Raw genomic sequence first — 25,272 nt, 5'->3', positions numbered from 1 at the left:
GCCGGCGGCCCGTGGCGTGCGGACCACTGCACCTGGCGGTGGTCCGGTACGTGGTCGTCCGCCGTGGCCCCCCGCTGTCTTTCTCGTACTGATCACCGCGTGTCGTGCGGGCTCCGTAAGCCGGGGCCCGAGCGCTGCCGCGTCGACCACATCTCCGCCGCATGCCGACGCAACGGGCGACAACGCCGCCATCCGCGCATAAGGACTCCCAAAGCCAAACCGCGACCTACCAGGTGGCGCTGACTCCAGGCAGTGCTCACACGAATGATCAAGTTGGGAAAGAGGTGGGGCCACCCTGCTCCAGTGCGTGAGCGCGCGGCCGCTCCAAGGTGGACCATGGAAGCCAACGCACTCCATAGGTACGGAGCAGGGCCGCGGGCCGGCGGGAGCAGAGGCCCTTGTGGTCCGGCGTATGGAAGGAGTGCCCGTGTGAGCACAGCCGATGGGCGTCCGGCTGGCACCGGTCAGCCGGAGGGGCGATCCTCGCTGCCGAGTGGGCTGATGGACCTTCTCGGCGTAGCTGCGGTGCTGCTGGATGCCGAGGGGCGGATCGTCTTGTGGAGTCCGGAAGCCGAGGAATTGTTCGGCTATACCGCTGAGGAGGCGCTCGGGCAGTACGCTGCGCCGCTGCTCGTTCACGAGCAGCACTGGGATCTGATGATCAAGGTGTTCGACGAGGTCATGGGTACCGGGGAGCGGTGGGCGGGGGCGTTCCCCGTCCGGCACAAGGACGGCAGCACTCGCTTGGTGGAGTTCCGCAACATGCGGTTGCTGGACGACCTCGGCGACTTCTACGCCCTTGGCCTGGCCACCGACAGGTCAAGGCTTCGGGAGGTCGAACGGGACCTCGCCCTGTCCACCCGGCTGATCTCCCAGTCCCCCATCGGACTGGCGATCCTCGACGCCGATCTGCGGTACGTGGCCGTCAACCCCGCTCTGGAGCGGATGCACGGGATTCCCGCGGAAGATCATCTGGGCCGGCACTACCGCGAGATCATGACCTCGGCGAAGTTCGAGGGGCCGGAGGCCGGGATGCGGCAGGTCCTCAAGACCGGGGCTCCCCTGGTCGACGAGTACACCATCGTCGGCCACACTCCCGCTGACCCACACGTGCACGCCTGGTCGATCTCGCTGTACCGGCTGGACGATCCCCAGGGACGGGTTCTCGGCGTGGCCGACCTGGTGGTGGATGTCACCGACCGCTATCAGGCGGCCACGGAGGCCGCCGAGGCCCGCCGGCGTCTGGCGCTCATCGCCGACGGCTCCGCGCGCATCGGCACCACCCTGGAGGTGGAACAGACCGCCCGCGAGCTGGCCGGTGTCACCGTTCCCGAGCTCGCCGACATGGCCACGGTCGACGTCCTCGACTCCGTCCTCGATGAGCATCGCCCGCCCCTGGGCGAGGGCCCCGCGGTCTTCCGCGCCCTCGCGGTGCACGCCGCCTACGTCACCGAAGCCGTCCAGGCCACCGACCCGCCTGGCCAGATCGCTTCCTACGACGCCGACCGGCTCCCCACCGAATGCGTACGCACCGGCCGACCGATCCTGATCTCCCACATCGACGACGCCGCCCTGGCCCGCATCGCCCGCGACGACCGCGCCGCCACGCTGCTGGCCCGCGCCGGCGTGCACTCCTACATGCTGCTCCCACTCACCGCCCGCGGTCAGATCCTCGGCTTCCTGGGGCTGAGCCGCGCCCGCAACCCGCAGCCGTTCAGCGAGGACGACCTCGCCCTCGCCGGTGAGCTGGCCTCCCGCGCCGCTGTGTGCATCGACAACGCCCGCTCGCACCAGACGGTGCGCAACGCCTCCGAGACCCTTCAGCGCAGCCTGCTCCCGGACCACCCGCCCCACCTCCCCGGCTTGGACGTCGCCTCCCGCTACCGGCCCGCACAAGCCGCCTACGAGGTCGGCGGCGACTGGTACGACGTCCTCCCGCTCGACGGCGACAAGACCGCACTGGTCGTGGGCGACGTCATGGGCAGCGGCATCGACGCCGCCGTCACCATGGGCCGCCTGCGCACCGGCACCAGCGACTTCGCCGACCTCGATCTCGACCCGGCCAAGGTCCTCCAACACCTCGACAAGATCACCTCAGGACTCGAGCAGTACATAGCCACCTGCGTCTACGCCGTCTACGATCCCCACCGCGCGGAGTGCCACCTCGCCACCGCCGGCCACCTGCCCCCCGTCCTGGTCCGCAGCGGGCAGCACCCGGAACTGCTCGACCTGCCGACCGGCACCCCCCTCGGAGTCGGCGGCGTCCCCTTCGTGACCACAACCTTCCCCGTCGGCCCTGGTGATCGGCTGGTCCTGTACACCGACGGCCTCGTCGAAGTCCGTCATCACCCCATCGACGAACGCCTCAACACCCTCCTGCGCCTGCTTGACACGCCCGACCCCACCCTGGAAGAGACCTGCGACCGGCTCCTTCACGAACTCCGGCTCCCCGCCGACCCGGACGATGTCGCCGTGCTCATCGCCCGCATGCAGCCCTTCGCGACCGACTCTTGAAATACGGCCCGGTCCGGCCGGTCGCGACACGGATCATTCGCACGATGCCCTGGAGTGTGCGACATATGGAAGGCCTCACCCGCACCGGGCGAGGGTAAGACGGCCAGCAGTTACGTCCCCATGGCGCACGACCGGCCGGTCTGCATCGGACCGTCCACCGCCGCCTGCAGAACACACCGCTACTCAGCGACTGGACCACACCACGACGAGGAGCAAGTGAGAGCACGTCTCAACTGGCCTGATCACTGGGCTGGTCGTCGTGATGACCATTGATGGGAGCGTTGGATTCGGATGGATTATGGGTGTTGTTTCAGCGGGTGGGCCGGCGGCCCCGGTGCGCCCGGCCCGTTCCTCCAGCCCGTGTCAGGTGGTCTTGATCTGGCCGCCGTCGATGACGAATTCGGCACCGGTGATGTTGCCGGCCCGCGGGGAAGCCAGGAAGGCAACGAGGTTGGCCACCTCCTGGGGTTCGGTGATGCGTCCGGTGGAGATGCCCATCTGCTGGGGTACGACCTCGTCCAGGGCCTCCTGTGCCGTGCCGCCTGCAGCGGCCGCGACGGTGTCCGCGAAGGCGCCGGGGGCAGTCCAGAACGGCGTCCGTACAGGGCCGGGAGCGACGGCGTTGACGCGCACTCCACGGGGGGCGAACTCCTCCGACAGAGCTTTGGTCAGATTGCTCAGGGCGGCTTTGGCCGCTGAATAGTCCACCACCATGGGGAAGGGCAGGCGGGCGTTGACTGAGCTGATGTTGACGATCGCTCCCTCACCGTGAGCCAGCAAGTGCGGCAACGACGCACGGCTGGCGCGCACCGCGCTCAGAAATGTCATGTTGAGGGCATGCAGCCATGCTGCATCACTGACATCGAGGAAGCTGGAACGTGGGCTGGTGGCACCGACGTTGTTGATCAGCACATCCAGCCGGCCATGCCGGTCTGCTGCCGCCTGGACCAGAGTGTCGGCCCCGTCGGTGTCGGCCAGATCGACCGCGTGGAAGGCAACGTCGTACTGCTCACGCAGGGCGGACAGTTCTGATGTTTCCATGCGGCTGCCAACCACCACGCGCGCGCCCTCACGGCCGAGTGCCTCGGTGATGGCCAGGCAGATGCCCTTGCTCCCTCCGGTGACAACGGCGACCTTGTCCGCGAGATTCAGCTCCACCGCACTCTCCTCCTGCGCCAGGCGTCCCAATATGCCCAAAGTGTCACATTGAGCGAGTATCAACCCTCGGTTCCGATCGGCACTGGCGCCACGCAGCCTTCGCTGAGGATCCCCGCGCAGCACCGCCCCGGTGGGCCTGGAATCGTCAGGACGACCCCTTAGTCCGGAAAGGACGCTGAGGACACGGCGTGACCTCAGGATGCGGCCATGGTTGGGCCGGGTGGTGGGCTCGGGAGGGGAACCTGCGGCTGCGGCATCTTCCCGCACGCCGCCAACAGGGGTGGAGACGAGCGATGGCCACCACGATGGGTGAGGCCAGGGGCGGCATGGCGCAACCGGCGAGTATCCAGTTGCCGGGCCCGGTGCTCGGGGTGGGTGGGCGGCTTCGTCGACGGCATCCTGCTCCACCCTCCTGTAGTGGCGCCACCTGCTCGGGTTGGTTCCCCTATGCCATGGCACGATGGGCCAGGACGAGAGTGCCAGACAGCTAGAACCCATCACGATGAAGAGCCCCTCCCCCATCCCGACAGGCTTTTGCCGCACCGCACTTGAGTCGCGGTTGAGCCGCCTCGACCGGCCCCGTGCCACACTCGGCCCATGCTCCACAGGCGTGCTGATCAATTGCTGATCGAACGGACCAAGCAAATTCGCAGGGGCCTCACGGGGACCCCGCTGATTCCCCTGGCGGACGAGCAGTGCGAGATCGTCGCCAAGCTGGAATTCTGCAATCCCGCCGGAAGTACCAAAGACCGTTCGGCACTGTGGATTCTGGAACAGGCAATCGGTCGCGGGGAGATAGTGCACGACACCACGGTGGTCGAGTCGTCGTCCGGCAATTTCGCGCTGGCCCTGGCTTTCTACTGCCACCTGCTCGGCATCTCGTTCGTTCCGGTCATCGATCCGCACTGCAACGAGGCCACCGAGGCCCAACTCCGGCTGCTTTGCGGGCGGGTGGAGAAGGTATCCATCCGTGATGCGGCGGGCAGCTACCTGAAGACCCGGCTGTCCCGGGTGCAGGAACTGCTGGTCGAACTCGACTCGGCCTATTGGCCCAACCAGTACGCCAATCCAGATGCCCGCGACGCGCATTACCGCTTCACCGCGGGCGAATTGATCGCGCAGGCTGGCCCGCTCGACTACCTCTTCGTCGGTGTGGGCACGGGCGGCACGATCGCCGGACTCTCCCACCGGATCAAGGAAACGTACCCGGGCTGCGTGGTCGTCGCTGTCGACACCGAAGGCTCGGTGATCTTCGGAGGCTCGCCGAAGAAGCGGCGGATCCCCGGCATCGGCTCCAGCATCGTGCCGCCGCTGTGCGGTCAGGCGCTGATCGACCAGGTCGAGATCGTCTCCGAAGCGCGCGCCGTCGAAGCCTGCGGCGCGCTGGTCGCCAAGTACGGCTTGTACGCGGGAGGTTCGACCGGCAGCAGCTATGCCGCCGTCCAGGACTACTTCGCCCGTCACCGTCCCGGCGCACACCGTCCCCGGGTCGCCTTCATCGCCGCCGACCGCGGCCATGCCTACGCCCGGACCGTCTACGACCCCACGTGGGTCCAGCAGCTGCGCGCGGAAGCGGTTCCGCCCGCCGGCGTCGAAGCCCTGGCCGTCAACTGAAGGAGAACCAGCACGTGTCCACCCTGGCCCCACCGCCGATGACCGTGATCGGCGCGGGCGACGTCGCCGCCGAGACGGACCGTCACCGTCCCGAGCTCATCGAGGTCGTCCGTGCCGCCTACCTCGCGCACGACGCCGGACAGAGCTCGAACCCGCACAGCTCGTTCCTGCGTTTCCCGCACCAGAACCGGTCGCGCATCATTTCCCTGCCCGCCTATCTGGGCGGCGAGTTCGAGGTCGCCGGCAACAAGTGGATCGCCAGCTTTCCGGACAACACGCGGCACGGAATCCCCCGCGCCTCGGCCACGCTGATCCTCAACGACTGCGTCACCGGCTACCCGTTCGCCTGCATGGAGTCCTCGATCGTCTCGGCGACGCGGACCGCGGCCTCCGCGGTGCTCGGCGCGCAGACGCTGCTCGGCGCGCGCCGTGCCCGCCGGGTCGGCATCGTGGGCACGGGTCTGATCGCCCAGCACGTATGGCGGTTCCTGCGTGATCTCGACTGGGAGATCGACGGCTTCCGGCTCTTCGACCTCGACCCGGCGGCAGCGGGCCGCTTCGGCGCCGTCATGGCCGAGCACACCGAGGCCGAGCTCGTGGTCGCCGACACGGTGGAGGACGCGTTCACCGACTGCGACCTGGTGGTGCTGACCACCGTGGCCGGCGAACCGCACCTGCACGACCCCCGGCTGCTGGCCCACAACCCGGTGGTTCTGCACCTGTCCCTGCGCGACCTCGCCCCCGAGATGATCCTCGCCGCTCAGAACGTTACCGACGACGTCGACCACGCCGTCCGCGAGCACACCTCGCTGCACCTGACCGAACAGCGCACCGGCAACCGGGACTTCGTCGACGGCACCCTCGGCGACCTGCTGCGCGGGCGGCTGCGCCGGGACCGCGGACGCCCGGCGATCTTCTCGCCGTTCGGACTCGGCGTACTCGACCTCGCCGTCGGCAAGTGGGTGCACGACCGGGTCGTCGCCGCGGGCCGGGGCCGCCGCGAGAGCGACTTCTTCACCGGGGTGGGGTCTGACGCATGAGCGCCTCACCCGCCCCGCGCCCCACCGGGGACCGATACGTCGTCGTGGTGAACCACGAGGAGCAGTACTCGGTCTGGTTCGCCGACCGAGCCCTGCCCGCCGGCTGGACCGCCACCGGCGCACAGGGCACCCGCCAGGAGTGCCTGGACCACATCGAGCAGGTGTGGACCGACCTGACCCCGCGCTCCGTGCGAGCGTCACGATGACGGCCGCCGGCCTCGCAGCGGTCTGGCTGCGCGGGCTCGGCAGCCGTGAACGCACCGCGCAGCGGCGCCTGTTCGTCTTCCCGCACGCCGGAGCCGGCGCCTCCGCCTACCGGTTCGCGCCCTACCTGCCGGACACCGTCGAAGTCTGTACGGTCCAGTTGCCCGGCCGGGAGACCCGGTTCGCCGAACCGCCCCTGACGTCCCTGGACGAGGCCGTGGCCGCACTCGCGCCGCACATCGCGGACCACACGGACCTGCCGTACGCCTTCTTCGGGCACAGCATGGGCTCCCTGATCGCCTTCGAGACGGCCCGGCGGCTTCGGGCACTCGGCATGTGCCTACCTGACCGACTGTTCCTGTCGGGCATGCGCGCCCCCGGCCTGCCGGACCGCGACCCGCGGCACACGCTGTCCGACGACAAGCTGCTCGCCACCGCCGAATTCGGCGGCGTGGACGCTGAGTTGCAGGATCTGCTGCTGCCGCTGCTGCGCGCGGACCTGACGCTCTGCGAGACGTACACGCACCGGGCCGAGGCCCCCCTGCCCTGCCCCCTGACCGTTCTGGCCGGCTCGGACGACGACAGCGTCGACGCGACGGAACTCGCCGACTGGCACAAGCACACCTCGGCCGACTTCGCACTGCACCTGTTCCCGGGCGCCCCCCACCTGTATGTCCGTGGCGCGGAACGGCAGCTGGCGGAGACGATCGCCCGCACGTTCCCCGCACGGGGCTGAGAAAGGATCGTTCATGGCGCCGACCACCCTGGTCGCACTGTGGGAGCAGCAGGCCGCTGCGACACCTGACGCGGTCGCCGTCGTCGCGGGAGCGCATCGCGCCACCTACGCCGACGTGGACCGCCGGGCCACGGCACTCGCCGCCGAGCTGCAGGCACGCGGCATCGGACCGGAGGACCTGGTCGGCGTCTGCCTCGGCCGCTCGGTCGAGATGGTCGTGGCCCTGCTCGGCATCCTGAAGTCGGGGGCCGCGTACCTGCCCCTCGACCCGAGCTACCCGGCCGACCGGCTGCGGCACATGACCACCGACTCCGGGGCCGGGCTGTGGCTGTGCGACGCGGACCACCGCGCACAGGCCCTGGCGTCCGGCGTGGCGGACGTCCTGCTGGTCGAGGACCTCCCCGCGGAACCGGCCGCACCGGTGGCCCCGGTGGTACACCCGCACCATCTGGCGTACGTCATCTACACCTCCGGTTCGACCGGCCTGCCCAAGGGTGTGGCCGTCGACCACGCGGCGGTCGCCGCGTTCCTGCGGAGTGTGGCCGAACGCCCCGGCCTCAGGGCGGACGACCGGGTCCTCGCGCTGACCCCGCTGTCGTTCGACATCTCGATACTGGAGCTGTTCCTGCCGCTGACCCGGGGAGCGACGGTGGTGATGGCCCCGCGCGCCGCCAACACCGACCCCGAGCTGCTGGCCGCCACCATCGCGGCGGCGGGTGTGAGCGTCGTCCAGGCGACCCCCACCACCTGGCGGATGCTGCTGGCGTCCGGCTGGGCGGACGGGCACGGCCGGGTACTGCTGTCGGGCGGTGAGCCGCTCGATCCGCAGCTGGCCCGCGACCTGCTCGCCACCGGCGGCACCCTGTGGAACCTGTACGGGCCGACCGAGGCGACGGTGTGGGCCACCGCCGCCCGGATCGACGCCGTGGCCGACCGGGTCACCGTCGGCACAGCCCTGTCCCACACCCGGCTGCACGTCGTCGACGAGGAGGGGCGGGAGGCCGGCCCAGGAGTCACCGGCGAGCTGTGGATCGGCGGCGCGGGCGTCGCGCGCGGCTACCTCAACCGGCCAGCGCTGACCGCCGACCGCTTCGTGCCCGACCCGTTCGGGGACGCCTCCGGGCGCCTGTACCGGACCGGCGACCTCGCCCGATGGTCCGCCGACGGCATGCTGGAGGTGCTGGGACGTAACGACCACCAGGTCAAGGTGCGCGGCTTCCGCATCGAGCTCGGCGAGATCGAGGCCAGTGTGCGCAGCCACCCCCTCGTCACGGACGTGGTGGTCCTCGTCGACCGCGAGGCAGCCGGCGGCGACCAGTTGGTGGCCTACCTCGTGCCCGCGCACAACGCGCGGAGCGTAACCGAGGACCTGCCCCGTCAGGTCCGTGACCACCTCGCGCAGCGGCTGCCCGCCCACATGGTGGCCCAGGGCTACGCAGTGCTCGACGCCCTGCCCCGCACCCCCGCGGGCAAGGCCGACCGCGACGCTGTGCGGCGCATCCCGCACAGCCCGGTCCGGGCGAGCGGGCCGCTGCCCGACGACGCCCCGCTGCCGCCGCACACCGCCGCGGTGCGCCGGGTCTGGGCCGAGGTGCTCGGGCTCGACGACGTGTCCCCGTACGACGACTTCTTCGGCCTGGGCGGCCAGTCGCTCACCGCGGTCCGGGTCGTGGCCCGGCTGCGTGCGGAGCTCGGCGTGCCGGTCGACGTCCAGTCGGTCTTCGCCCATCCGACACCCGCCAGGCTCGCCGCCGCCCTGGACGGCGTGGCGCCCTCGGACGACGAGCCGATCCCCGCGGCCGCGACCGCCGAGCTCTCCTTCGGCCAGGAGCGAATCTGGTTCTTCGAGCAGCTCAACGGCTCCGTGCCCGCCTACCACCTGCCGGTCGCCCTGGGCATGCCCGGCGGGCGCGTCGACCTGACGCTGCTGCAGGACTGCCTGTCCGCGCTGGTGCGACGGCACCCGGCGTTGCGCACGGCCCTCGTCGCCGTCGCCGGCCGGTGCCGCCCCGAACTGCGCGAGCCGGGACCGGTGCCGCTGCGCCGCACCGAGGTCGCCGAGGAGGATCTGGACGCGCTGCTGACCGAGCGGATCCGCGCCCCCTTCGCCCTCGACCACGCACCGCTGCTGCGCGCGGACGTGCTGCGCACCCCGAGCCGCGACCTCACGTTACTGACGATCCATCACCTCGCCTGCGACGGCGCCTCGGTCGACCTGATGGTGCGGGAACTGGGCGAGCGCTACACGGAGCTCGCCGCCGGCCGTCGCCCCGCCCCGGCACCGCTGCCGGTGACGTACGCCGACTACGCGGCCTGGCAGCGCGAGCGTCTCACCGGCGCCGCGCTGGAGCGGCTGCTCGACCACTGGCGCACCCGGCTGTCCGGCGTGCCCGTCCTGGAGCTGCCGACCAGCCGCCCGCGGCCGGCCGTCGCGAGCCACCGCGGTCGCCGCGAACTGCTCCGTGTCCCGGCCGACTTGGCACACCGGCTGCGCATGCTGTGCCGGTCCGAGGGCGTCACCCTGTTCATGGGCCTGCTGGCCCCGTTGCAGGTGCTGCTCGGCCGGTACGCCGACGAGAGCGATGTCGCCGTCGGCACCCTGGTAGGCGGCCGGCCGCACCCCAAACTGGACGAGGTGGTCGGCTACTTCGTGAACACCCTCGTCCTGCGCACCGACCTGTCCGGCGATCCGACCTGGCGCGAGCTGCTGGGCCGGGTCCGCGAGGTCGCGCGGCAGGCGTACGCGCACCAGGAGCTGCCCTTCGAGAAGCTGGTGGCGGAGCTGAGCCCGGAGCGCGATCTGAGCCGCAACCCGCTCTTCCAGGTGCTGTTCGCGCTGCACGAGGAGCCGAGCGCCGGTCACCTCACCGAGCTGTACGACCGGAAGGAGCTGGAGGGACGGCTCGGCACCGCCCGCTTCGACCTCGCCTTCGACGTGACGGACCACGCCGTCGGGGTCGGTGACTTCAGCATCTCCGTCGAGTACGCCACCGACCTGTTCGACGCGGACTTCGTCCGGGGTCTCGGCCGGCACTTCCTGCGGGTGATCGAGCAGATGGTGACCGACGCCACGGTCCGACTGTCCGAGCTGGAGCTCGTCCCGGCCGATGAGCTGCGTGCCCTCTCCCTCGGCAACCGGGCCGAGTCGCTGCCCGAGCCGACCACCCTGGTCCGCCTGTGGGACCGCCAGGTGCGGACCACCCCGGACGCGATCTGCGTGGTGGGCGACGGCCGGTCGCTGACGTTCGCCGAGATCGACGCGCGGGCCTCGGCCCTGGCACGGGAGCTGCGGGCCGGGGGCGTGCGCCCCGAAAGCCTGGTCGGCGTCTGCCTGGAACGCTCGGTGGAGCTGGTGGTCGCCCTGCTGGGCGTGCTGAAGGCGGGCGGCGCCTACGTCCCGCTCGACCCCGGCTATCCGACGGACCGGCTGCAGTACCTGCTGGCCGACTCGGGCGTACGCCTGGTCGTCGCCGACCCCGGGCACCCCACCTCGGCCCTGTTCGGCGACGATGTGCGGCTCGTGGCGGTGGACCAGGAGCCCGGGCCGGACCCCGGGCCGGCCGAGGAGGTGCAACCGCACCACCTCGCCTACGTGATCTACACGTCCGGCTCGACCGGCAACCCCAAGGGCGTCGCGATCACCCACGCCAACATCACCGGGTTCCTGGAGTGGAACCAGCGGCTGTGCCGGCTCACCGGACGGGACCGGGCCCTGCTCAACCACTCGGTGGCGTTCGACAACTCGGTCTGGGAGATCTTCCAGTGCCTGGTGTCCGGCGCCGAACTGCACCTGGCGAGCCCCACTGCCGCCTACGACCCCGAGGAGTTCCTGCGAGAGGTCGCCGAGCGCGGCATCACCACGCTCAACGCGACGCCCTCGCAGATGCGGGTGCTGCTGGAGTCCGGTACGGATCCCGCTGTGCGACTCGCCTCCGTACGCCTGGTGTTCACCGGCGCCGAGGCCGTGCCGCACGAGGTGGCCCGCCGCATCCTGTCCTCCACCGCGCCGGGATGCCAGGTCTTCAACGAGTACGGGCCCACCGAAGCAACCGTCACCTCGGCGTTCTGCCCGATCACCGAGGAGCTGCTCGACCGGCACGGCCATCTCCCGAGCGTCCCGTTCGGCCGGGCGACCGACAACGCGCACCTCTACGTGCTCGACCCGCAGCTGCGCCCGGTCGCCCCGGGCTGCCGCGGCGAGCTGTACGTCGGCGGCAGCGCGGTCGGCCGCGGCTATCTCGGCAGGCCGGCCCGCACGGCCGCGGCGTACCTGCCCGACCCGTACGCCGCGGAGCCCGGCGCCCGTATGTACGCCACGGGCGACGTGGTCCGGCTGCTGCCCGACGGAAATCTGGTCTTCCTCGGCCGCAACGACCACCAGGTCAAGGTGCGCGGCTTCCGCATCGAGCTCGGCGAGATCGAATCCGCACTGCACAGCCACCCCACCTTGGCCGACTGCGTGGTGGCCGTGCGCCGCACCCGCGCCGGTGTGGACCAGCTGGCGGCGTACCTGATCCCCGAGCACCCTGACCGGCCCGCCCCGGACCCGGCGGAACTGCGCGCCCACCTGGCGGAGCAACTGCCGCCGTACATGCTGCCGCAGAGCTACACCGTGATCGACGCGATCCCCCTCACGCCGAACGGCAAGGTCGACCGGGGCGCACTGCCCGACCCACGCCCGGTGTCCGCACCGGCCCCCGCCACCCGCCGGGCCGTCACCAAGCAGCAGCTCCTCGTCGCCGAAGTGTGGCGGGAGTGCCTGGGCGTCGAGGACGACTTCGGGCCGCAGGACGACTTCTTCGACGTCGGCGGCACCTCGTTGACCATCACCACGGTCGCGGGCCGGCTCGGCGAGCGACTCGGGCGCCGGGTCTCGCCGGCCCTGGTCTTCAGAAACCCCACCGTCGCGGGCCTCGCCGAGGCCCTGGAGGCGGACACACAGCGATGAGCGGCAAGGACAGCACAGCGTCGTCCTGGTCGACGCCGGTCCGTTGAGTCACGGGCCGGCGTAGGCGTTCCTGCACCGCGGCTGCCTCCGTCGACCGCGTACCGAGCACGGCGAAGGCAAGGCGGCGGGGCTGCGCGGGGCGACTGCTTCGCGGGCGGCGCGCTGGTGCCGGCAGGGACGGCTTGGGTCCGCGGGCCCGCGGGCTGACGAATGGCGAACACGGGGAACGCCGACCGCCGCCCGGTGTGCTGCCGGGCGGCGGTCGGCGTTGAACGCGGTGCGCGCGGTGCGCGCTCAACAGGTGCGGGCAGGCTCAGCCGACGGGGTCACCGTCGAGCCGCTCCACGGGGGCGGCGTCCCCGGCCGGTGCGGCCCCGCCGGCGGCTGCGGGCCGCCGGTCGAGCCCGAGCACGAGCGGTACGGCCAGCACGCTGATCGCGGCGAGGAACACCCAGGGCAGCGCCGCACCGCCCGCCAACAGCGCGGTGAGCAGCGCCGGGGCGACGGCGCCGCCGACCGACCAGGACAGCTGGTAGACGCCCAGATAGCGGCCCCGCAGATGCTCGGGCGCCATCACCACGCTCAGTTCGCTGGTCGGCGGTGAGCCGAGGATCTCGGCCACGGTGTAGAGCACCATGGCGATCAGCAGCCCGGCGATCACCGCCCAGCCGGGCAGCACGAGCAGCGTGCCGAAGACGACGAACGCCGCCGCGTTGAACACCAGGGCCAACACCAGCACCGTCACCGGGCTGCGGGCCTCGATCCACCGGCTGGCGAGCGTCTGGAGCAGCGCGACCATGGCCGCGTTGAGCACCACGACCGCGCCGACGAGCCAGGCGCCGACATCGAGGTAGTCCACCGCGTAGACGGCGAGCAGCACCGAGATCACCGTGGAGGCGAAGACGAAGGAGATGTTCGTCGCGACCAGCCGCAGATACCGGGTGTCCTTCAGCACGGTGCGGTAGCCGCCCGCGGGCTGTCCGGTGGTTTCGACCACCGCCTGCTCCGGCTCGGCGGGCTTCGGCTCCGCGGACCCGGCGCCGGCCGCCCCACCCGTGTCTGCGTCCCGCAAGGTGAGCACGAGCCAGCCTGCGACGGCGAAGGTGACCACGTTGAGCACCATGACCGCCCGCAGCCCGCCGACGGTTCCGATGCTCAGGGCCACCGCGGACGCGGCGCCGCCGAAACCGACACCGACATTGCGCAGGGCACGGACGAAGCCGAACCAGCGGGCCCGTTCGACGCCTTGGGCGACCTGCACGGTGAGCGGACTGTTGCCCATCCAGAAGGCGGTGGAACCCAGTTGCGCCACGAACTGCCACAGCACGATCTGCCAGGCCGCGTGCGAGAACAGGAATCCGATGAAGCCGGCCGCCGAGATCCAGTTGCCCACGGCGACCACGGTGCGCGGACCGTATGTGTCCAACAGGCGCCCGATAAAAAGCGGAAAGGGCAGGACGAGCAGCTGGCCGATGGTCAGTGCGGTGCCGACGGCGACCAGTGACAGTGACGTCGTCTTCACGAAGAAAACGACGGTGAACGCCATCACCAGCCCGTTTCCCAGGCTGTCGATCAGGTTGGCCGTGACGAATCGGCCCTTTCCCGCGAGGTCCGGCAGACCCCAGGCCGTCTGAACGCGCCGCCACGCCGAAGGCGTGGGGGAATGCTGCGGCATCATGGCTTCTCTTTACTTCGCTGCACTGGTGGGCAATTCGCCCGCGGCAGGCGCTTCGCCCCCGGCGGGCAGCTCGCTCTGCTGGAAGACGGCCGCGCTACGCGCCCGGGCATGCGACAGGACGGAGATGATGCCGCCCGAGCCGGCCGGCACCAACTTGCCGAACACTCCTGCACAACCTTGCGGAGTGTAGAACATGCCATAGGCCGCATGCCATTCCTCGGTTTCCCCGGATACCGGGTCCACCACAAGCTCAGGACGGGGGACCACTCTCTGCTGTACGACACATCCTTCGGCGGCGGAGTCCTCCAGAGCCCGCCGCCAAGAGGCGTCGTCCGCTTCCCAGCCCACCACGGCGCCGACTCCACCGCCGCGCGCGTTGACCTTCAGGATCAACTGATCACGCCGCTCCAGGCATTCGTCGACGAGGTCGGTGTCGGTCTTGAGCGCGTCAGTGTTGACCAGCCGGGTCCAGGGCAGCACCCGGTCGATGAGCCGGCACTCGTCCTCGCTGAAATTGCGTCGCCACGCCGGGTCCGAAAGCAGCGCCATACATGCCTTGTTGGCGAGCATGTTGCTGGACAGCGGCGTCCACAGCAGCGTCCCGCCCGCTCGGTGCGCACGCAGCAGGGGTGCGACCAGGTCCCAGCCGTCGGGTGCCTCGGCGATCTGGTCCGGGACGAAGCCGCGGTAGACCACGTCGATCTTCGTGTCCCCGAGGTAGAGCGCCCCGCCGCGTTCGCACACGTCGGAGACCTCGGCCATCCGGATGTCGAGGCCCGCCCAGCGCAGCGCCGACAGGTCGTTGAGCCACGCGGCGCCGTAGTCCGCCAGACCGCCACGCCATTCCAGCAGGGCCACCACCGGCTCGCGCCCGGGCGCCACCTTGGCGCCGAAGCGGCGCAGCGCCTCCGCCGCGGCGCGAGCGGGATGCACGTAACCAAGCCGGTTCCGGCGCGCGAAGGCGGCGAAGGCGTCGACCTCCATCGTCGCCCGGGAGATTTCACCCGCGAGGCCCCAGCCGCCGGCCTCGCTCCCCAGATTGAACTCGAGGAGTTTGAATGAGGTGCCGTCGTGATACATGTCGGCCCGGCCATACTGGGGTGGCAGTACGTCACCGAAAAGCCGTATCGCTTTCCAGTGGCTGTCGCTGATGCCCAGCACCGAGCGAAATGCTTCCAGATCGCCGCCGAACATCCGGTCCGGCAAAGAGAGGAGCATGTTGAGGAGGTGTTGCAGGTCATCGCCGAAATCGCGAACCTCACGCTCGGCGACGAAGAGGGGCCTGGCCAAATACTCGCCATGCCAAGGTGCGAGCGTCGGGAAGTTCTTCACGTGCTGGGCGACCGTGGGCAAGTCGCTGCCCGGTGTGCGGAACTCCTCGTTGTACTGGGCTGTTACCCGCTCCGCCGACATGAAGTCTCCGCTCCTGCTCGATCGTGACTGGGCCCCTCGGCCCGCAGGCTGCATTGTTTCACCCCGGCCCTCGGCGCGACTCAATTGCGACTCAATTGCCGATGAACGGCCTCTGTGGGCACGGACGATCTGTGTTAACACTAGAATGCCCGAACGCATCGGCGGCGGCCACTTCACGAGCTGAAGAATGATCCGTCAACTCCTCCCTCACTTTCAGGAGTAGCATCAGCATGCGACTGAACCAAATCCAATTCGACGAATACCGCTCCAACGGATTCTTGCTGCTGGAATCCCTGCTGGACCAGCGAGAAGTGGAAGCACTGCGCTCCGCCTTCGAGCGTGACAGTATGATCCCCGGCCCACAGGTCATCACCGAGGAAGGCGGGACGGAGGTCCGCGCGGTGTACTCCTCACACCAGCGGCAACCGGAGTACGCCGGGCTCATCCGCGACCCGCGCATTCTGCGCCCCGTCCAGCAACTGCTCAGCGACGACGTCTACATCTACCAGTTCAAGATCAACGCCAAGTCCGCCTTCGGCGGCGACAAGTGGGCCTGGCACCAGGACTACCTCGCCTGGCGCCTCGCGGACGGCCTGCCCGCCCCCCGGCAGATCAACGTCGGTGTCTTCCTGGACGACGTGACCGAGTTCAACGGGCCGGTCATCTTCCTGCCCGGATCCCACCGCGATGGGCTCGTCCGCGAGGGCCGGGAGGACTCCGCCAAGTCGGACCAGCACCTGGACCCCGACGACATCTCGCTGACCCCACGGCAGCTCGCCCAGCTCGTCGGCCGCCACGGAATGTCCAGCCCCAAGGGCCCCGCCGGCTCCATAGTGTTCTTCTCCCCGGAGATCGTGCACGGTTCGGCGCCCAACATGTCCCCTTTCACCCGCAGGCTGCTCATCGCCACCTACAACGACGTGGCCAATCTGCCGCAACCGTCCGGCCAGGCCCGTCCCGCCCACGTGGTGTGCCGGGAGACCGAGCCGCTGCTCGCCCTGGACGTGCCGTTCTCGGAGAACGTCGAGACGGTGACGGCATGACGGCATGACAGCCGGCACCGCCCGGCCTCGTACCACAGGAGTGCATCGCACCGCCGCTGCGACTGCGCACCTTCGGCGTGCAACGGGCCCGCGACGGCGGCAGGCCCGTCGCCTGCGGGTTCAGCGGCGTCCCTGACACCGGTCAACCGCACGCTGCACACGGTCAGTTATCACCTAAGCACGATGTTCGGCACACTCAGCGTCCGACCTCGCAGCGAACTCGCGGCACGGTCAGGCAGAAACCACGGGAGGCGCCATGACCGCCACGACGGACACTTTCACCGACGCCATCGGCGGGCTCGGGGACGCCGAGTGGGACCGGCTCGCCGACGGCAGGTTCTACTCGTCGGCACTGTGGCTGCGGGTGTGCGCCCTCGACCCCGGATCGGTCTCCGGCGGACTGCACGTGGAGACCCCGGGCGGCGGCCGGGCCGCGATTCCGGTGGCGGCGGTGACCGACGAGCCCACCCCGGACCTGCGGTGGCACGACATGCTGGCCGCGCGCGGCCTGCCGGCGCCCGAGCCGGGCGGCCTGCTCATCGGCCAGCGCCGCGGCTACCTGGCACACCTGCTGACCGGCGAGGGAACCGATCGGACCGAGGCCGCGGCCGCGGTGCTCGACGCGGTCCGCGCGCTGCGCTCTCCCCTGCACGAGGAGTCGAGGATCGCCCGCGTGGCGATGTACCTCACCACCGAGGACGTGGGGGCGCTGCGCGCGGCGGGGGTGCGGACCGCCCCGGTCGCGCTGAAGACCGACGCCTGGATCGACATCCCGCCCGGCGGCTACCCGGCCTGGCTGGAATCACTGTCGGCGCACCGGGCCCGCCGTATCCGCAGCGAGATACGGAAGTTCGAGAAGGTCGGATACAAGCTGGAACACCGGACGCTCTCCGAGTGCTGGCAGGACGTCGCCCGGCTGCTGGCCCGTTCGCTGCTGCGCTACGGCACAACTGTCGACCTGGCCCCGATGGCCGAGTCCTTCCGCAAGCAAGGGGAACTCGCCGGTTCGCGCGCCGAAGTGGTGCTGTGCTCGCGCCCCGGGGAACCGCCCGTCGGCTTCTGCCTGTACTACCGTTGCGGCGACACCGTGCACCTGCGGGGGCTCGGCCTCGACCACGACCGACTCGCCTCTGCCGCCGAGTACTTCAACATCACCTACTACATGGCGGCGCGGCTCCCGGGAGTGCGCCGGATTCACGCGGGCACCGAGACCGCGGAAGGCAAGGCACTGCGCGGCGCGAAACTCCGGCCGCTGTGGCTGCTGGACCTGTCCGAGGACAGCCCGCTGGCCGGGTACGACGAGGAGATCCGCGAGCACAACCGCGCCCTGCTCGCCCGCCTGCGCGACTCCTCGCCCGCGGTTTCCGAAGCCCTGCAGTACGAGCTCTGGGAGCCGTACTGCTGAGGCCAACTGCCGTCGTGGGACGAGGAATTGCCAAGACCGCAAACCTGACCCGCCCTGGCGGGAAGCTATGCCCGGGCCAGAGCCGGTGGTGCTCGACGCCCGAAGCACGCACGCGGCGGCCGGGGTGTCTTCCGCGGTCCACCGGGCGTGATACGGCAAAAAGTACCGGGCCGCAAGCGCGGCCCGGCCGTTGATGTCCTGGTGGCACGGGGAGAAGGCGGGCGTCGAGGTCGCGGTCGCGGGGGTGCAACCCCGCGTGGACCGGGTTCGTTCCCCGGCCGAGCGGTGGGTCGTGGAGCGCTCCTACGGGATCTTGATGCCGCACCGCGGGCCGGCCCGCGACGACGAGCAGCAGCTCCGCCTCCTCCGCCCGGCCCGTTCGTGGGCTCAGACCACCGGGTTCATGTCGATCATGAGCATGTCGCGCACGCCCCAGGCACCCTCGGGGACGATCGGCGAGACCTCGTGGGTGACCATGTTGTCATCGATGAACATGGAGTCGAGCGGCTGGAGCAGGGTGATCTGCACGATGGCGCCGCCGTCGTTGGGGTGGACGGTGGAGAGCCCGCCGGTGACGCCGTCGCGGCGCATCAGGTACAGGCCGACGTAGGAGTGGCCGTCGCGGTGGCGGCCCTCGGGGGTGGGCAGGCCCTCGGCGTCGGCGCGGGCGACGACGCGGACCAGGTGGACCCCGGCCGTCCACGAGGTGTTGCCGCCCACCGCGGTGGCCATCCGGGCGTTGAAACTGACCAAGGTGCGCATGCCGGCGCTGAGCAGGACGTTCTCGGCGATCGGCTCGAAGAGCCGGTCCTTGCCCTTCCAGAGCGGGATGGAGTCCTGGCGGAACACGGCGTGGGGCAGGACCTCGAAGGTGACGTTGTCGCCGTCGACGTCGACACGCAGCCGGCTGTAGCGCCGCTCGCGGTAGACGCCGACGCCGTCGACCTGGGTGTCGACCGGCAGGTTCTCCCAGGCGCCGCGGAGTTCCTCGAGGTCGGCGTCGCTGATCAGCCCGGCGAGCTCCTGCTTGCGCATGACGACGAAGCCGGTGCGGCGGACCTCCTCCGTGAAGGCCGGCACGCCGTCACGGAGCTGTTGTCCGGTGGCCGGCGTGGTGATGGTGCTGTCGGTCATGGTGTTTCCCCTTTGTGCGGGTGCCCCGGAGGGGCTGGCGTTTCCGGCCGGGCCGGGTGCGGTTGATGTCGGGTGCGACCGAGGATCCGGTCGCGCCCGGTGACGACGGTCACCGAATGGGCCGGCTCGGGTCCGGACCAGGCCCTCGGAGCGGGCCGTGCCGGGAAGTCAGGTTCGGCGCAGACCGCCGGAGGCGTGATGTGTCGTGGCGGGTGCTCACTCCTGCTCCTCGTACTCGACGTGCAGCGTGCGGGCGAGGTGGGCGAGGTAAGCCTCGGCCTCCGCGTCCGACGCGTGGTGGGAGAGCACGACCGCCGGGTTTCCGGACCAGTCCGGGTAGGGCCGCAGCACTGCGCCGGGGCCCGCGGTCTGCACCACGTAGTCCACCTGCGGGTCGGTGCGCACCGCCTCCAGGCCACGTATCCGCTTGACCCGTCCGCCGCTGCCGATCGGCACCAGGTACGCCGCCGCGTGGCCGGCCGGTACCGGCTCCGCACGCCAGCAGAGCGGCTCCTGGCCGAGGTGGATGCGCAGTGCCTCGGCGGCCAGGTCGATCCCGCTGCTGACGTGGGCGAGGTGGTGCATGTTGCCCCCGCCACCGAGGCGCGCAGTCATCTCCAGCAGTACCGGCCGCACCCCGCCGACCAACCGCAGTTCGGTGTGCGTGGTGCCGTCCGTGACGCCGAAGGCGCGGTGGGCACCGATCACCTCCGCCTCGATCGCAGCGAGTATCTCTGCCGGCAGTTGGGCGGGGGCCCGCAACGTGGTCTCCTCGAAGTAGGGCCCCGTCAGCTGTCCCTTCCAGCTGACGGCACAGACCCGTACCCGCCCGTGGTACACGAGGGATTCGGCGGAGATCTCCGGCCCGTCCAGGTACTCCTCGACCAGCACACCGGTGTCCGGGTCCGATCCGTAGGCAGCGCCCAGATGGGTTTCCACGAGCTCCCAGGTACGGGCCACCGCCTGCTCAAGGCTGTCCCGGTCATCCGCACGGATCACACCGAAGCTGGAGTGGCCGTTCGCCGGTTTGACCACGACGGGGAACCGCAAGGTCAGCGCGTCGGTCCAGCTGTCCGGATCCTTGACGACCACGAAACCGGGCACGCCCAGACCCGCTTCCAGCAGACGTTGGCGCATGCTGCGCTTGTCGCGCACCACGGCCGCCGCCTCCTCGGTCAGCCCGGTGAGACCCAGCTCCCGAGCAGCGCGCGCCACGAACGGAATGGCCCTTTCGTTGCCCGACATGATGCCGTCGAAGGGCTCCCGCCGGTAGCGGTCGGCGAGCGCGGAGAGCGCACCGTCCGGGTTTCCGTCGATGTCCAGCGGCAGCAGTTCGACCACCGCGTTGGCCCGCCCGGCGGACTCCACCGAGTCGTCGCCCCTGGGGATGAGGATCAGGTCGATACCGGCACGCTCGGCGGCATCGAACACCCAAGGGAACACGGACAACTGGCCGGCGAGGACGAGTTTCGGGCGCTGCGGCATGACGATTCTCCAAGGATCGGCTGCGGGACGGGTTCGGGCAAGGTGGTACGGGAGCGGTGACCGTCAGGCGGAGCACATGACCGGCGCACTGCTCGACCGCGTGACGAACGGGCGTATCCCCGGCTCCCATTCGTAGGTGAACCGGCCGTTCACGCACGGCTGCTGCGCGCGCAACAGGTAGCTCTCCGCCAGCTCCTCCAGCAGGTCCTCGGCCCGCTGGTCGCTGATCCCCAGGGCCGCGGCGGCAAGCGCCGGCGTGAGCCGGTCGGGGGCGCCGGGAGACAACAGCGCGTACGCCAGGGGCCGCAACTCGGCGGGCAGCGTCGCGAGCGTCCGGTCGAATCCGGCCCGCACGCCCAGCGGATCACTGTCGGCGCCCCCGGAGGCGAGGACCCAGGCAGTGGCCTGCCGGGCCGTCCAGTGCGGGCGGCGGCGCAACTGCGAAGCGACCGCGAAGAGCGCGCCCGGCAGCCCCCGGCACCACCGCGCCAGCCGTCGCAGCCCCTCCGGGTCCGCGGCGACCGGGTGCCTCGGCACGGAGGATGCCAGCAGGTGCAGACAGTCGTCGAAGGGCAGTCCGGCCAGTTCGACATGGACCGCCGACGAGGACACGAACAGCCGCCGTCGGCTGCCGATCACCACGCCGCAGCCGGCGCCGGACGGCAGCAGCGGCGTCAAGTCCCGTACGTCGCAGACGTCGTCGAGCACCACCAGGACGCGCAGGTCGGCGGTCCAGGTACGGAACAGCAGGCTCAGGTCGGTCGTGCCCAGCCGCAACTGCTCCTCCGTCGCACCGAGTCCACGCAGGAACGAACGGAGGATCTCGGCGGGCCGCACCCGCCGGCCGGCGCCGTCACGGAGACGCGCATAGAGCCGTCCGTCCGGGTAGTGACCGCTCACTCGGTGCGCGGCGTGCAGGCACAGCTCACTCTTCCCCGTGCCGGGGGCGCCCCCCACGATCACCAGCGGCCGGTCCTCCCGCGCCCGGCCGGCCAGCACCGCGGTGAGGCGCGCCAGCTGGCCGGCGCGTCCGGTCAGGGGCTCGCGCGGGGCGGGCAGATGGCAGGGCGCCCGGGTGGCGGCGGTCACGGCCGTAAGCCGCCCGGCGGGACGCAGCAGCGCCTCGTCCGACGTGAGCACGGCCGTGTGCAGGGCCTGGAGTTGGGGCGAGGGGTCGAGACCCAGCTCGGTGGCGATCCGCTCGCGTGCGCGCTGGTAGACCTGGAGCGCTTCCGCCCGCCGGTCCATGCGGTAGAGGGCCGTCATCAGATTGCCCTGGGCCCGCTCGTCCGTCGGTTCCCGCCCGGCCATCGAGGTGAGTTCGCTGAGCACCTCGTGGTGTCGGCCGAGGTGCAGGTCGGATTCGATCCGCAGGTGGTGCGCGCCGGTACGCAACTCCTTCAGGCGGACCGCCTCGGCCTTCAGCGTGGGTCCCTTGCGTACGTCCACCAGGGCATCGTCCCGCCACAGCTGCAGCGCCGCGGCGGCCGTGTCACGGGCCCGGGCGAAGTCCTGGTCACGGAACTCCGCCCGGGCACGGTCGAGCAACGGCTCGCACCGGAAGGCGTCCACGTGGTCGGCGGGCAGCGACAGCTGGTAGCCGCCGTCGACCGTGCCCAGCAGCGGCCCGGCCGTCCGTACCGCGTCGCCGCTCCTCGGATTGCCGAGGGAGAACCGCTTCCTGAGCTGGTACACGTACGTCTGCAGCGCGGTGTGCGCGCTGGCCGGCGGGGTGTCGTTCCACAGCTCGTCCATGAGTTGCTCGAAGGGCACCACCCGGCCCGCGTTCAGCACGAGCATCGCCAGTGTCTGACGTACTTTCTGGGCGGCCGGCGCCATGTCGACGCGGTGATCGTCCCCGTAGGCCTGGAGCGGCCCGAGAAGGTTGATTCTCATGAAATTCCCCCTGCCTCATGTTCGTTCGGTCGCCGTCGGACCAGCCGGCGACGCCACCGCCCGGCCCGACCGCTCGGGCCGGGCGGTGAGGATGTGCTCGGCCGCCCGGTGTCAGGAACTCCGGGACCCGGCCACCGCGGCCAGGTGCGGGTGGTGTCGGGCAACGATGTCGGGGAAGGAGCGGATCAGCCCTTTCATGACGTTGTCGCCGTAGAGGGCGAACAACGGGTTGCCGGCGACGTCGATGACCCCGTCGGCGCCCTCGACATAGGGGCCGGGCAGTGGCTGCATCGTGGCGTCCAGCCGGGGGTTGTAGAAGAAGGGAATGGAGTAGCGGTCGACGCCGGGGGCGGGCCGGACCACCCGGTGGAGGGTGGCACGCACATAGCCCCTCGTCGCCACCTCCAGCAGCTCTCCCAGGTTGACCACGAACGCCCCCGGGATCACCGGCACATCGGCGAACTGGTCGTCCTCGACCGCGACCTGGAGACCGCCGTGGCCGTCCTGGACGAGGAGGGTGAGCAGCCCGAGGTCGTTGTGAATGCCGGTTCCCTGGCCGGAGCCGGCGTGCTCGCTCGTCCGCGTGGGGCCGGGGTAGTGCAGGAGTTTGAGGTGGATCTGCGGATCCGGATCGACCACGTCGTCCAGGAAATCGGCGGGGGCGTCGAGCGATTCGAGCATCAGCCGTAGCAGTTGATGTGACAGAGCGGTCAGCCGGGTGATCCATGACTCGATGGCCGGGCGCAGCTCGGGCATCGCCTCGGGCCACTCGTTCGGGCCGATCAGGCACCGGTAGGCGGGTTCGCCGGGCGCGGGCGTCCTCGTGGGCTGCTCCGGCCCGATGTCCAGCTGTTGGCGCTGGTCGGGGATGCCCTTGGTGTGTTCGCGGCCGAGTTCGGAGTAGCCGCGGAACAGCGGCGAATCGAGGATGTTCAGGGCGAGCCGATCGGCCTCGGGCAGGGCGAAGAACCGGCGGGACAGTTCGAGCATGTCCTCGGCGTCCTCGATGCCGTGGCCGACGAGCTGGAAGAAGCCGATCTCGTGGATGGCCTGGCGCAACCGGTTCAGGAACGCTGCCCGGGTTTCTTGTGAACCGGTGGCGTCACGGAGGTCGAGCACGGGAAAGCGGTCGGTCATGGCAGCTCCTTCGCCTCGCTGGTCTGGTAAGTCGTCGGGTCGGTCACGCCGGCGTCCCGGAACGCTTCCTGCCGCTCCCGGCAGGCGGCGCACCGTCCGCACTGCAACGCGTCGCCGCGAAAGCAGCTCCAGGTCTCGGTCCAGGGGACGCCGAGTTCCTCACCGAGCGACACCACGTCGCTCTTGCGCAGCCTGACCAGCGGGGCTGTCAGGGTCAGGTCGGGGTGCGCGTATCCGCGGGTCGCGATCCGCTCCATGGCGAGGAAGGAGTCGATGAACGCGGCATTGCTGTCGGGCGCGGCCTGCAGGTCGTCGACCACCCCGACGGCCACCGCTTCCGCCTTCTGGGCGACGGCGACCGCGAAGGCGACGGACAGCAGAAGGGCATTGCGGTTGGGTACGACGTTCGGGCTGCCGCCGGTCGACCCGCTCTGGTGATCGGGCACGTCGACGGTCGGGTCGGTGAGCGAGGAGCCGCTCAGGAGCTTGCCGACGGGGCTGAGGTCGACGACGTCGTGCGGCACACCGAGCGATCGAGCCGCCTTCGCGGCGAACTCGTGCTCGACGAGATGACGCTGGCCGTAGTTCACGGACAGCAGGTGGAGTGTGTGTCCTTGCGCCTGGAGGTGGTAGGCCATGGTGACCGAGTCCAGGCCGCCGGACACGATTGCGACAGTTTTCGGCATGCGTCGCCTTCCGGCAGACGGGGATGGATGGAGGATCAGTGCTCAAGAATCAGAGCCGCGGTGTGCTGTGCACCGGAACAGCGGGGGACCTGCGGGCGTCGGTCACGCCGCCGGTGTGGCCGGGACGAGCAGCCGGGCCGATCGGTTGCCCTTGCGGTAGGTCAGTTCGACTTCGGGCCGCGGACCGTCCAGCCTCGTGGTGACGGTTCGCTCCTCGCTCCACCCGACCAAGCGGTACTCGTTTCCGCCGAGGGCCACCAGCGGGAAGAGGTGGTCCTGGGGAGATCGAACAGCCAGCTCCGTGCCGGTGTCGACGATGCTGAAGGTGGCCTGCGGCTGCGAGCCGGTGAGCGACCCGAACACCTCTATTTCCAGCAGGTGCGCCGGCGCGTCGAACGAACACCGCGCCGCTTCCCGCTCTTGGTCGGTCGTGGCCACGGCCGGACGGTTGTAGAGCACATCCGAGCCGTTGAAGTAGTCGGCCCAGTCGGCCGGGAAGAGCTGGGCGAGCTCCGGTGTGACGAGCACGTCCACGACGAGGTGCACCCGATGCTCGGGGCCGAGGTTCTGGATCTGGTGCTTGCGGCTGAAGTCGCCGAACCAGAACTCACCGGGCTGCCAGCGATAGATCCCGCCGTCAAGGTCCAGCGAGGCTTCCTCGTGGGTGATGACCGGGATGTGCAGTCGGGCCAAACCCCAGTCCGGGGCGAACTTGGGATCGCAGTGGCGGTATCCGACGACGCCGGGTCCGAGATCCAGGAATCGGGCTGCGTAAAGGGGTCCGGGAATCGAGCGCAGGACCTCCCGCACGTACGGCATGTGGTCCAGCCACTCGGTGTCGGCGAACTCCGCGCTGCCAGGGCCCCCTGGGTCGGTCCGGGTCTTGTCACCACCGGGACTGCGCACCGGGAGGCAGCGCCAGTCCTGTTCGGCCCACCTGGACACTCGCCCGTTCTCGTGCGAGCTCTGCTCGTCCCACAGGTGGTCGCGCGCCGTCATGAGGTCGGCCACCAGCCGGTCGGCGTCCAGCACGGGGAGCAGCCGAGCCGCTTCCGCAGGCGTCGAAGAGTCATTCTCGTTCATCGTTGTCCTTTCATGTCGACCGGACCGGATGCGCACGTGTGTCGAAGAGGACGGCCGCCGGCACGGCGAGCACGACGAATGCGCGAGCAGCGTCACGC

At 70.4% G+C, this 25,272-nt stretch carries 17 protein-coding genes; 8 read left to right on the top strand and 9 right to left on the bottom strand.

Features of this window, described 5'->3' with window-relative positions; translation table 11 throughout:
• Nucleotides 1-501 precede the first annotated feature (501 nt).
• Complete coding sequence (locus AB0E02_RS14030) at nt 502-2,514, top strand: SpoIIE family protein phosphatase (RefSeq protein WP_362138752.1); 2,013 nt, start codon at nt 502-504, stop codon at nt 2,512-2,514.
• Between the two features lie 363 nt (nt 2,515-2,877).
• On the opposite strand, the gene AB0E02_RS14025 is transcribed toward AB0E02_RS14030, so the two are convergent.
• Nucleotides 2,878-3,672 (bottom strand): oxidoreductase, encoded by a 795-nt coding sequence (locus AB0E02_RS14025; RefSeq protein WP_362138658.1) that lies wholly within the window; start codon nt 3,670-3,672, stop codon nt 2,878-2,880.
• A 597-nt stretch (nt 3,673-4,269) separates the two neighbouring features.
• Between AB0E02_RS14025 and sbnA the strand changes: the two genes are divergently transcribed.
• The 5 genes from sbnA to AB0E02_RS14000 are packed head-to-tail and all read left to right on the top strand — an operon-like array spanning nt 4,270 to nt 12,214.
• Entirely contained in the window at nt 4,270-5,286 is a 1,017-nt protein-coding gene (gene sbnA, locus AB0E02_RS14020) for a 2,3-diaminopropionate biosynthesis protein SbnA (protein WP_362138656.1), read from the top strand.
• A 14-nt stretch (nt 5,287-5,300) separates the two neighbouring features.
• On the top strand, nt 5,301-6,326 hold the full coding sequence (gene sbnB, locus AB0E02_RS14015; protein ID WP_362138654.1) for a 2,3-diaminopropionate biosynthesis protein SbnB: 1,026 nt from the start codon (nt 5,301-5,303) through the stop codon (nt 6,324-6,326).
• A complete protein-coding gene (locus AB0E02_RS14010; RefSeq protein WP_362138652.1) occupies nt 6,323-6,532 on the top strand; it encodes an MbtH family protein in 210 nt (69 codons plus the stop codon). The genes sbnB and AB0E02_RS14010 overlap by 4 nt, the downstream gene beginning before the upstream one ends.
• Nucleotides 6,529-7,266 (top strand): alpha/beta fold hydrolase, encoded by a 738-nt coding sequence (locus AB0E02_RS14005; protein WP_362138650.1) that lies wholly within the window; start codon nt 6,529-6,531, stop codon nt 7,264-7,266. Before AB0E02_RS14010 ends, AB0E02_RS14005 begins: the two co-directional genes overlap by 4 nt.
• A 13-nt stretch (nt 7,267-7,279) precedes the next feature.
• Nucleotides 7,280-12,214: an amino acid adenylation domain-containing protein gene (locus tag AB0E02_RS14000; protein WP_362138648.1), complete on the top strand. Its 4,935-nt coding sequence runs from the start codon at nt 7,280-7,282 to the stop codon at nt 12,212-12,214.
• Nucleotides 12,215-12,527: 313 nt separating this feature from the next.
• Here the strand turns inward: AB0E02_RS14000 and AB0E02_RS13995 are convergent, their stop codons facing one another.
• Both AB0E02_RS13995 and AB0E02_RS13990 read right to left on the bottom strand, forming a co-directional pair.
• Complete coding sequence (locus AB0E02_RS13995) at nt 12,528-13,892, bottom strand: MFS transporter (RefSeq protein WP_362138645.1); 1,365 nt, start codon at nt 13,890-13,892, stop codon at nt 12,528-12,530.
• A gap of 9 nt (nt 13,893-13,901) precedes the next feature.
• A complete protein-coding gene (locus tag AB0E02_RS13990) occupies nt 13,902-15,305 on the bottom strand; it encodes a hypothetical protein (protein ID WP_362138643.1) in 1,404 nt (467 codons plus the stop codon).
• Between the two features lie 230 nt (nt 15,306-15,535).
• Here AB0E02_RS13990 and AB0E02_RS13985 point away from each other — a divergent pair, with 230 nt between their 5' ends.
• Both AB0E02_RS13985 and AB0E02_RS13980 read left to right on the top strand, forming a co-directional pair.
• Nucleotides 15,536-16,348: a phytanoyl-CoA dioxygenase family protein gene (locus AB0E02_RS13985; protein ID WP_362138640.1), complete on the top strand. Its 813-nt coding sequence runs from the start codon at nt 15,536-15,538 to the stop codon at nt 16,346-16,348.
• Between the two features lie 256 nt (nt 16,349-16,604).
• Nucleotides 16,605-17,753, top strand: a complete 1,149-nt coding sequence (locus AB0E02_RS13980; RefSeq protein WP_362138638.1) for a GNAT family N-acetyltransferase — start codon at nt 16,605-16,607, stop codon at nt 17,751-17,753.
• Nucleotides 17,754-18,140: 387 nt separating this feature from the next.
• Here the strand turns inward: AB0E02_RS13980 and AB0E02_RS13975 are convergent, their stop codons facing one another.
• The 6 genes from AB0E02_RS13975 to AB0E02_RS13950 all read right to left on the bottom strand — a co-directional run bounded on the left by AB0E02_RS13975 (nt 18,141) and on the right by AB0E02_RS13950 (nt 25,174).
• Nucleotides 18,141-18,887, bottom strand: coding sequence for a 2OG-Fe dioxygenase family protein (locus tag AB0E02_RS13975; RefSeq protein ID WP_362138636.1), 747 nt, complete (start codon nt 18,885-18,887; stop codon nt 18,141-18,143).
• 216 nt (nt 18,888-19,103) lie between these two features.
• A complete protein-coding gene (locus tag AB0E02_RS13970; protein WP_362138634.1) occupies nt 19,104-20,372 on the bottom strand; it encodes an ATP-grasp domain-containing protein in 1,269 nt (422 codons plus the stop codon).
• Between the two features lie 63 nt (nt 20,373-20,435).
• Nucleotides 20,436-22,268: a BTAD domain-containing putative transcriptional regulator gene (locus AB0E02_RS13965; RefSeq protein ID WP_362138632.1), complete on the bottom strand. Its 1,833-nt coding sequence runs from the start codon at nt 22,266-22,268 to the stop codon at nt 20,436-20,438.
• Nucleotides 22,269-22,379: 111 nt separating this feature from the next.
• Complete coding sequence (locus AB0E02_RS13960; RefSeq protein ID WP_362138630.1) at nt 22,380-23,405, bottom strand: 2-oxoglutarate and iron-dependent oxygenase domain-containing protein; 1,026 nt, start codon at nt 23,403-23,405, stop codon at nt 22,380-22,382.
• A complete protein-coding gene (gene queC / locus AB0E02_RS13955; protein WP_362138628.1) occupies nt 23,402-24,091 on the bottom strand; it encodes a 7-cyano-7-deazaguanine synthase QueC in 690 nt (229 codons plus the stop codon). Before queC ends, AB0E02_RS13960 begins: the two co-directional genes overlap by 4 nt.
• A 102-nt stretch (nt 24,092-24,193) precedes the next feature.
• Nucleotides 24,194-25,174, bottom strand: a complete 981-nt coding sequence (locus AB0E02_RS13950; protein WP_362138625.1) for an aspartyl/asparaginyl beta-hydroxylase domain-containing protein — start codon at nt 25,172-25,174, stop codon at nt 24,194-24,196.
• Nucleotides 25,175-25,272 lie beyond the last annotated feature (98 nt).

Origin of the sequence: Streptomyces sp. NPDC048196 (assembly GCF_040652715.1) — a bacterium.
GTDB classification, from domain to species: domain Bacteria; phylum Actinomycetota; class Actinomycetes; order Streptomycetales; family Streptomycetaceae; genus Streptomyces; species Streptomyces siderophoricus.
Note: the sequence above shows the minus strand (reverse complement) of the source record. Positions and strands in the feature narration are given on the sequence as shown.

Coding starts and splice junctions, on each gene's coding strand:
- AB0E02_RS14030 (WP_362138752.1), top strand. CDS start 502: ATGGACCTTCTCGGCGTAGCTGCGGTGCTGCTGGATGCCGAGGGGCGG.
- sbnA (WP_362138656.1), top strand. CDS start 4,270: ATGCTCCACAGGCGTGCTGATCAATTGCTGATCGAACGGACCAAGCAA.
- AB0E02_RS14010 (WP_362138652.1), top strand. CDS start 6,323: ATGAGCGCCTCACCCGCCCCGCGCCCCACCGGGGACCGATACGTCGTC.
- AB0E02_RS14005 (WP_362138650.1), top strand. CDS start 6,529: ATGACGGCCGCCGGCCTCGCAGCGGTCTGGCTGCGCGGGCTCGGCAGC.
- AB0E02_RS14000 (WP_362138648.1), top strand. CDS start 7,280: ATGGCGCCGACCACCCTGGTCGCACTGTGGGAGCAGCAGGCCGCTGCG.
- AB0E02_RS13995 (WP_362138645.1), bottom strand. CDS start 13,892: ATGATGCCGCAGCATTCCCCCACGCCTTCGGCGTGGCGGCGCGTTCAG.
- AB0E02_RS13990 (WP_362138643.1), bottom strand. CDS start 15,305: ATGTCGGCGGAGCGGGTAACAGCCCAGTACAACGAGGAGTTCCGCACA.
- AB0E02_RS13985 (WP_362138640.1), top strand. CDS start 15,536: ATGCGACTGAACCAAATCCAATTCGACGAATACCGCTCCAACGGATTC.
- AB0E02_RS13980 (WP_362138638.1), top strand. CDS start 16,605: ATGACCGCCACGACGGACACTTTCACCGACGCCATCGGCGGGCTCGGG.
- AB0E02_RS13975 (WP_362138636.1), bottom strand. CDS start 18,887: ATGACCGACAGCACCATCACCACGCCGGCCACCGGACAACAGCTCCGT.
- AB0E02_RS13970 (WP_362138634.1), bottom strand. CDS start 20,372: ATGCCGCAGCGCCCGAAACTCGTCCTCGCCGGCCAGTTGTCCGTGTTC.
- AB0E02_RS13965 (WP_362138632.1), bottom strand. CDS start 22,268: ATGAGAATCAACCTTCTCGGGCCGCTCCAGGCCTACGGGGACGATCAC.
- AB0E02_RS13960 (WP_362138630.1), bottom strand. CDS start 23,405: ATGACCGACCGCTTTCCCGTGCTCGACCTCCGTGACGCCACCGGTTCA.
- queC (WP_362138628.1), bottom strand. CDS start 24,091: ATGCCGAAAACTGTCGCAATCGTGTCCGGCGGCCTGGACTCGGTCACC.
- AB0E02_RS13950 (WP_362138625.1), bottom strand. CDS start 25,174: ATGAACGAGAATGACTCTTCGACGCCTGCGGAAGCGGCTCGGCTGCTC.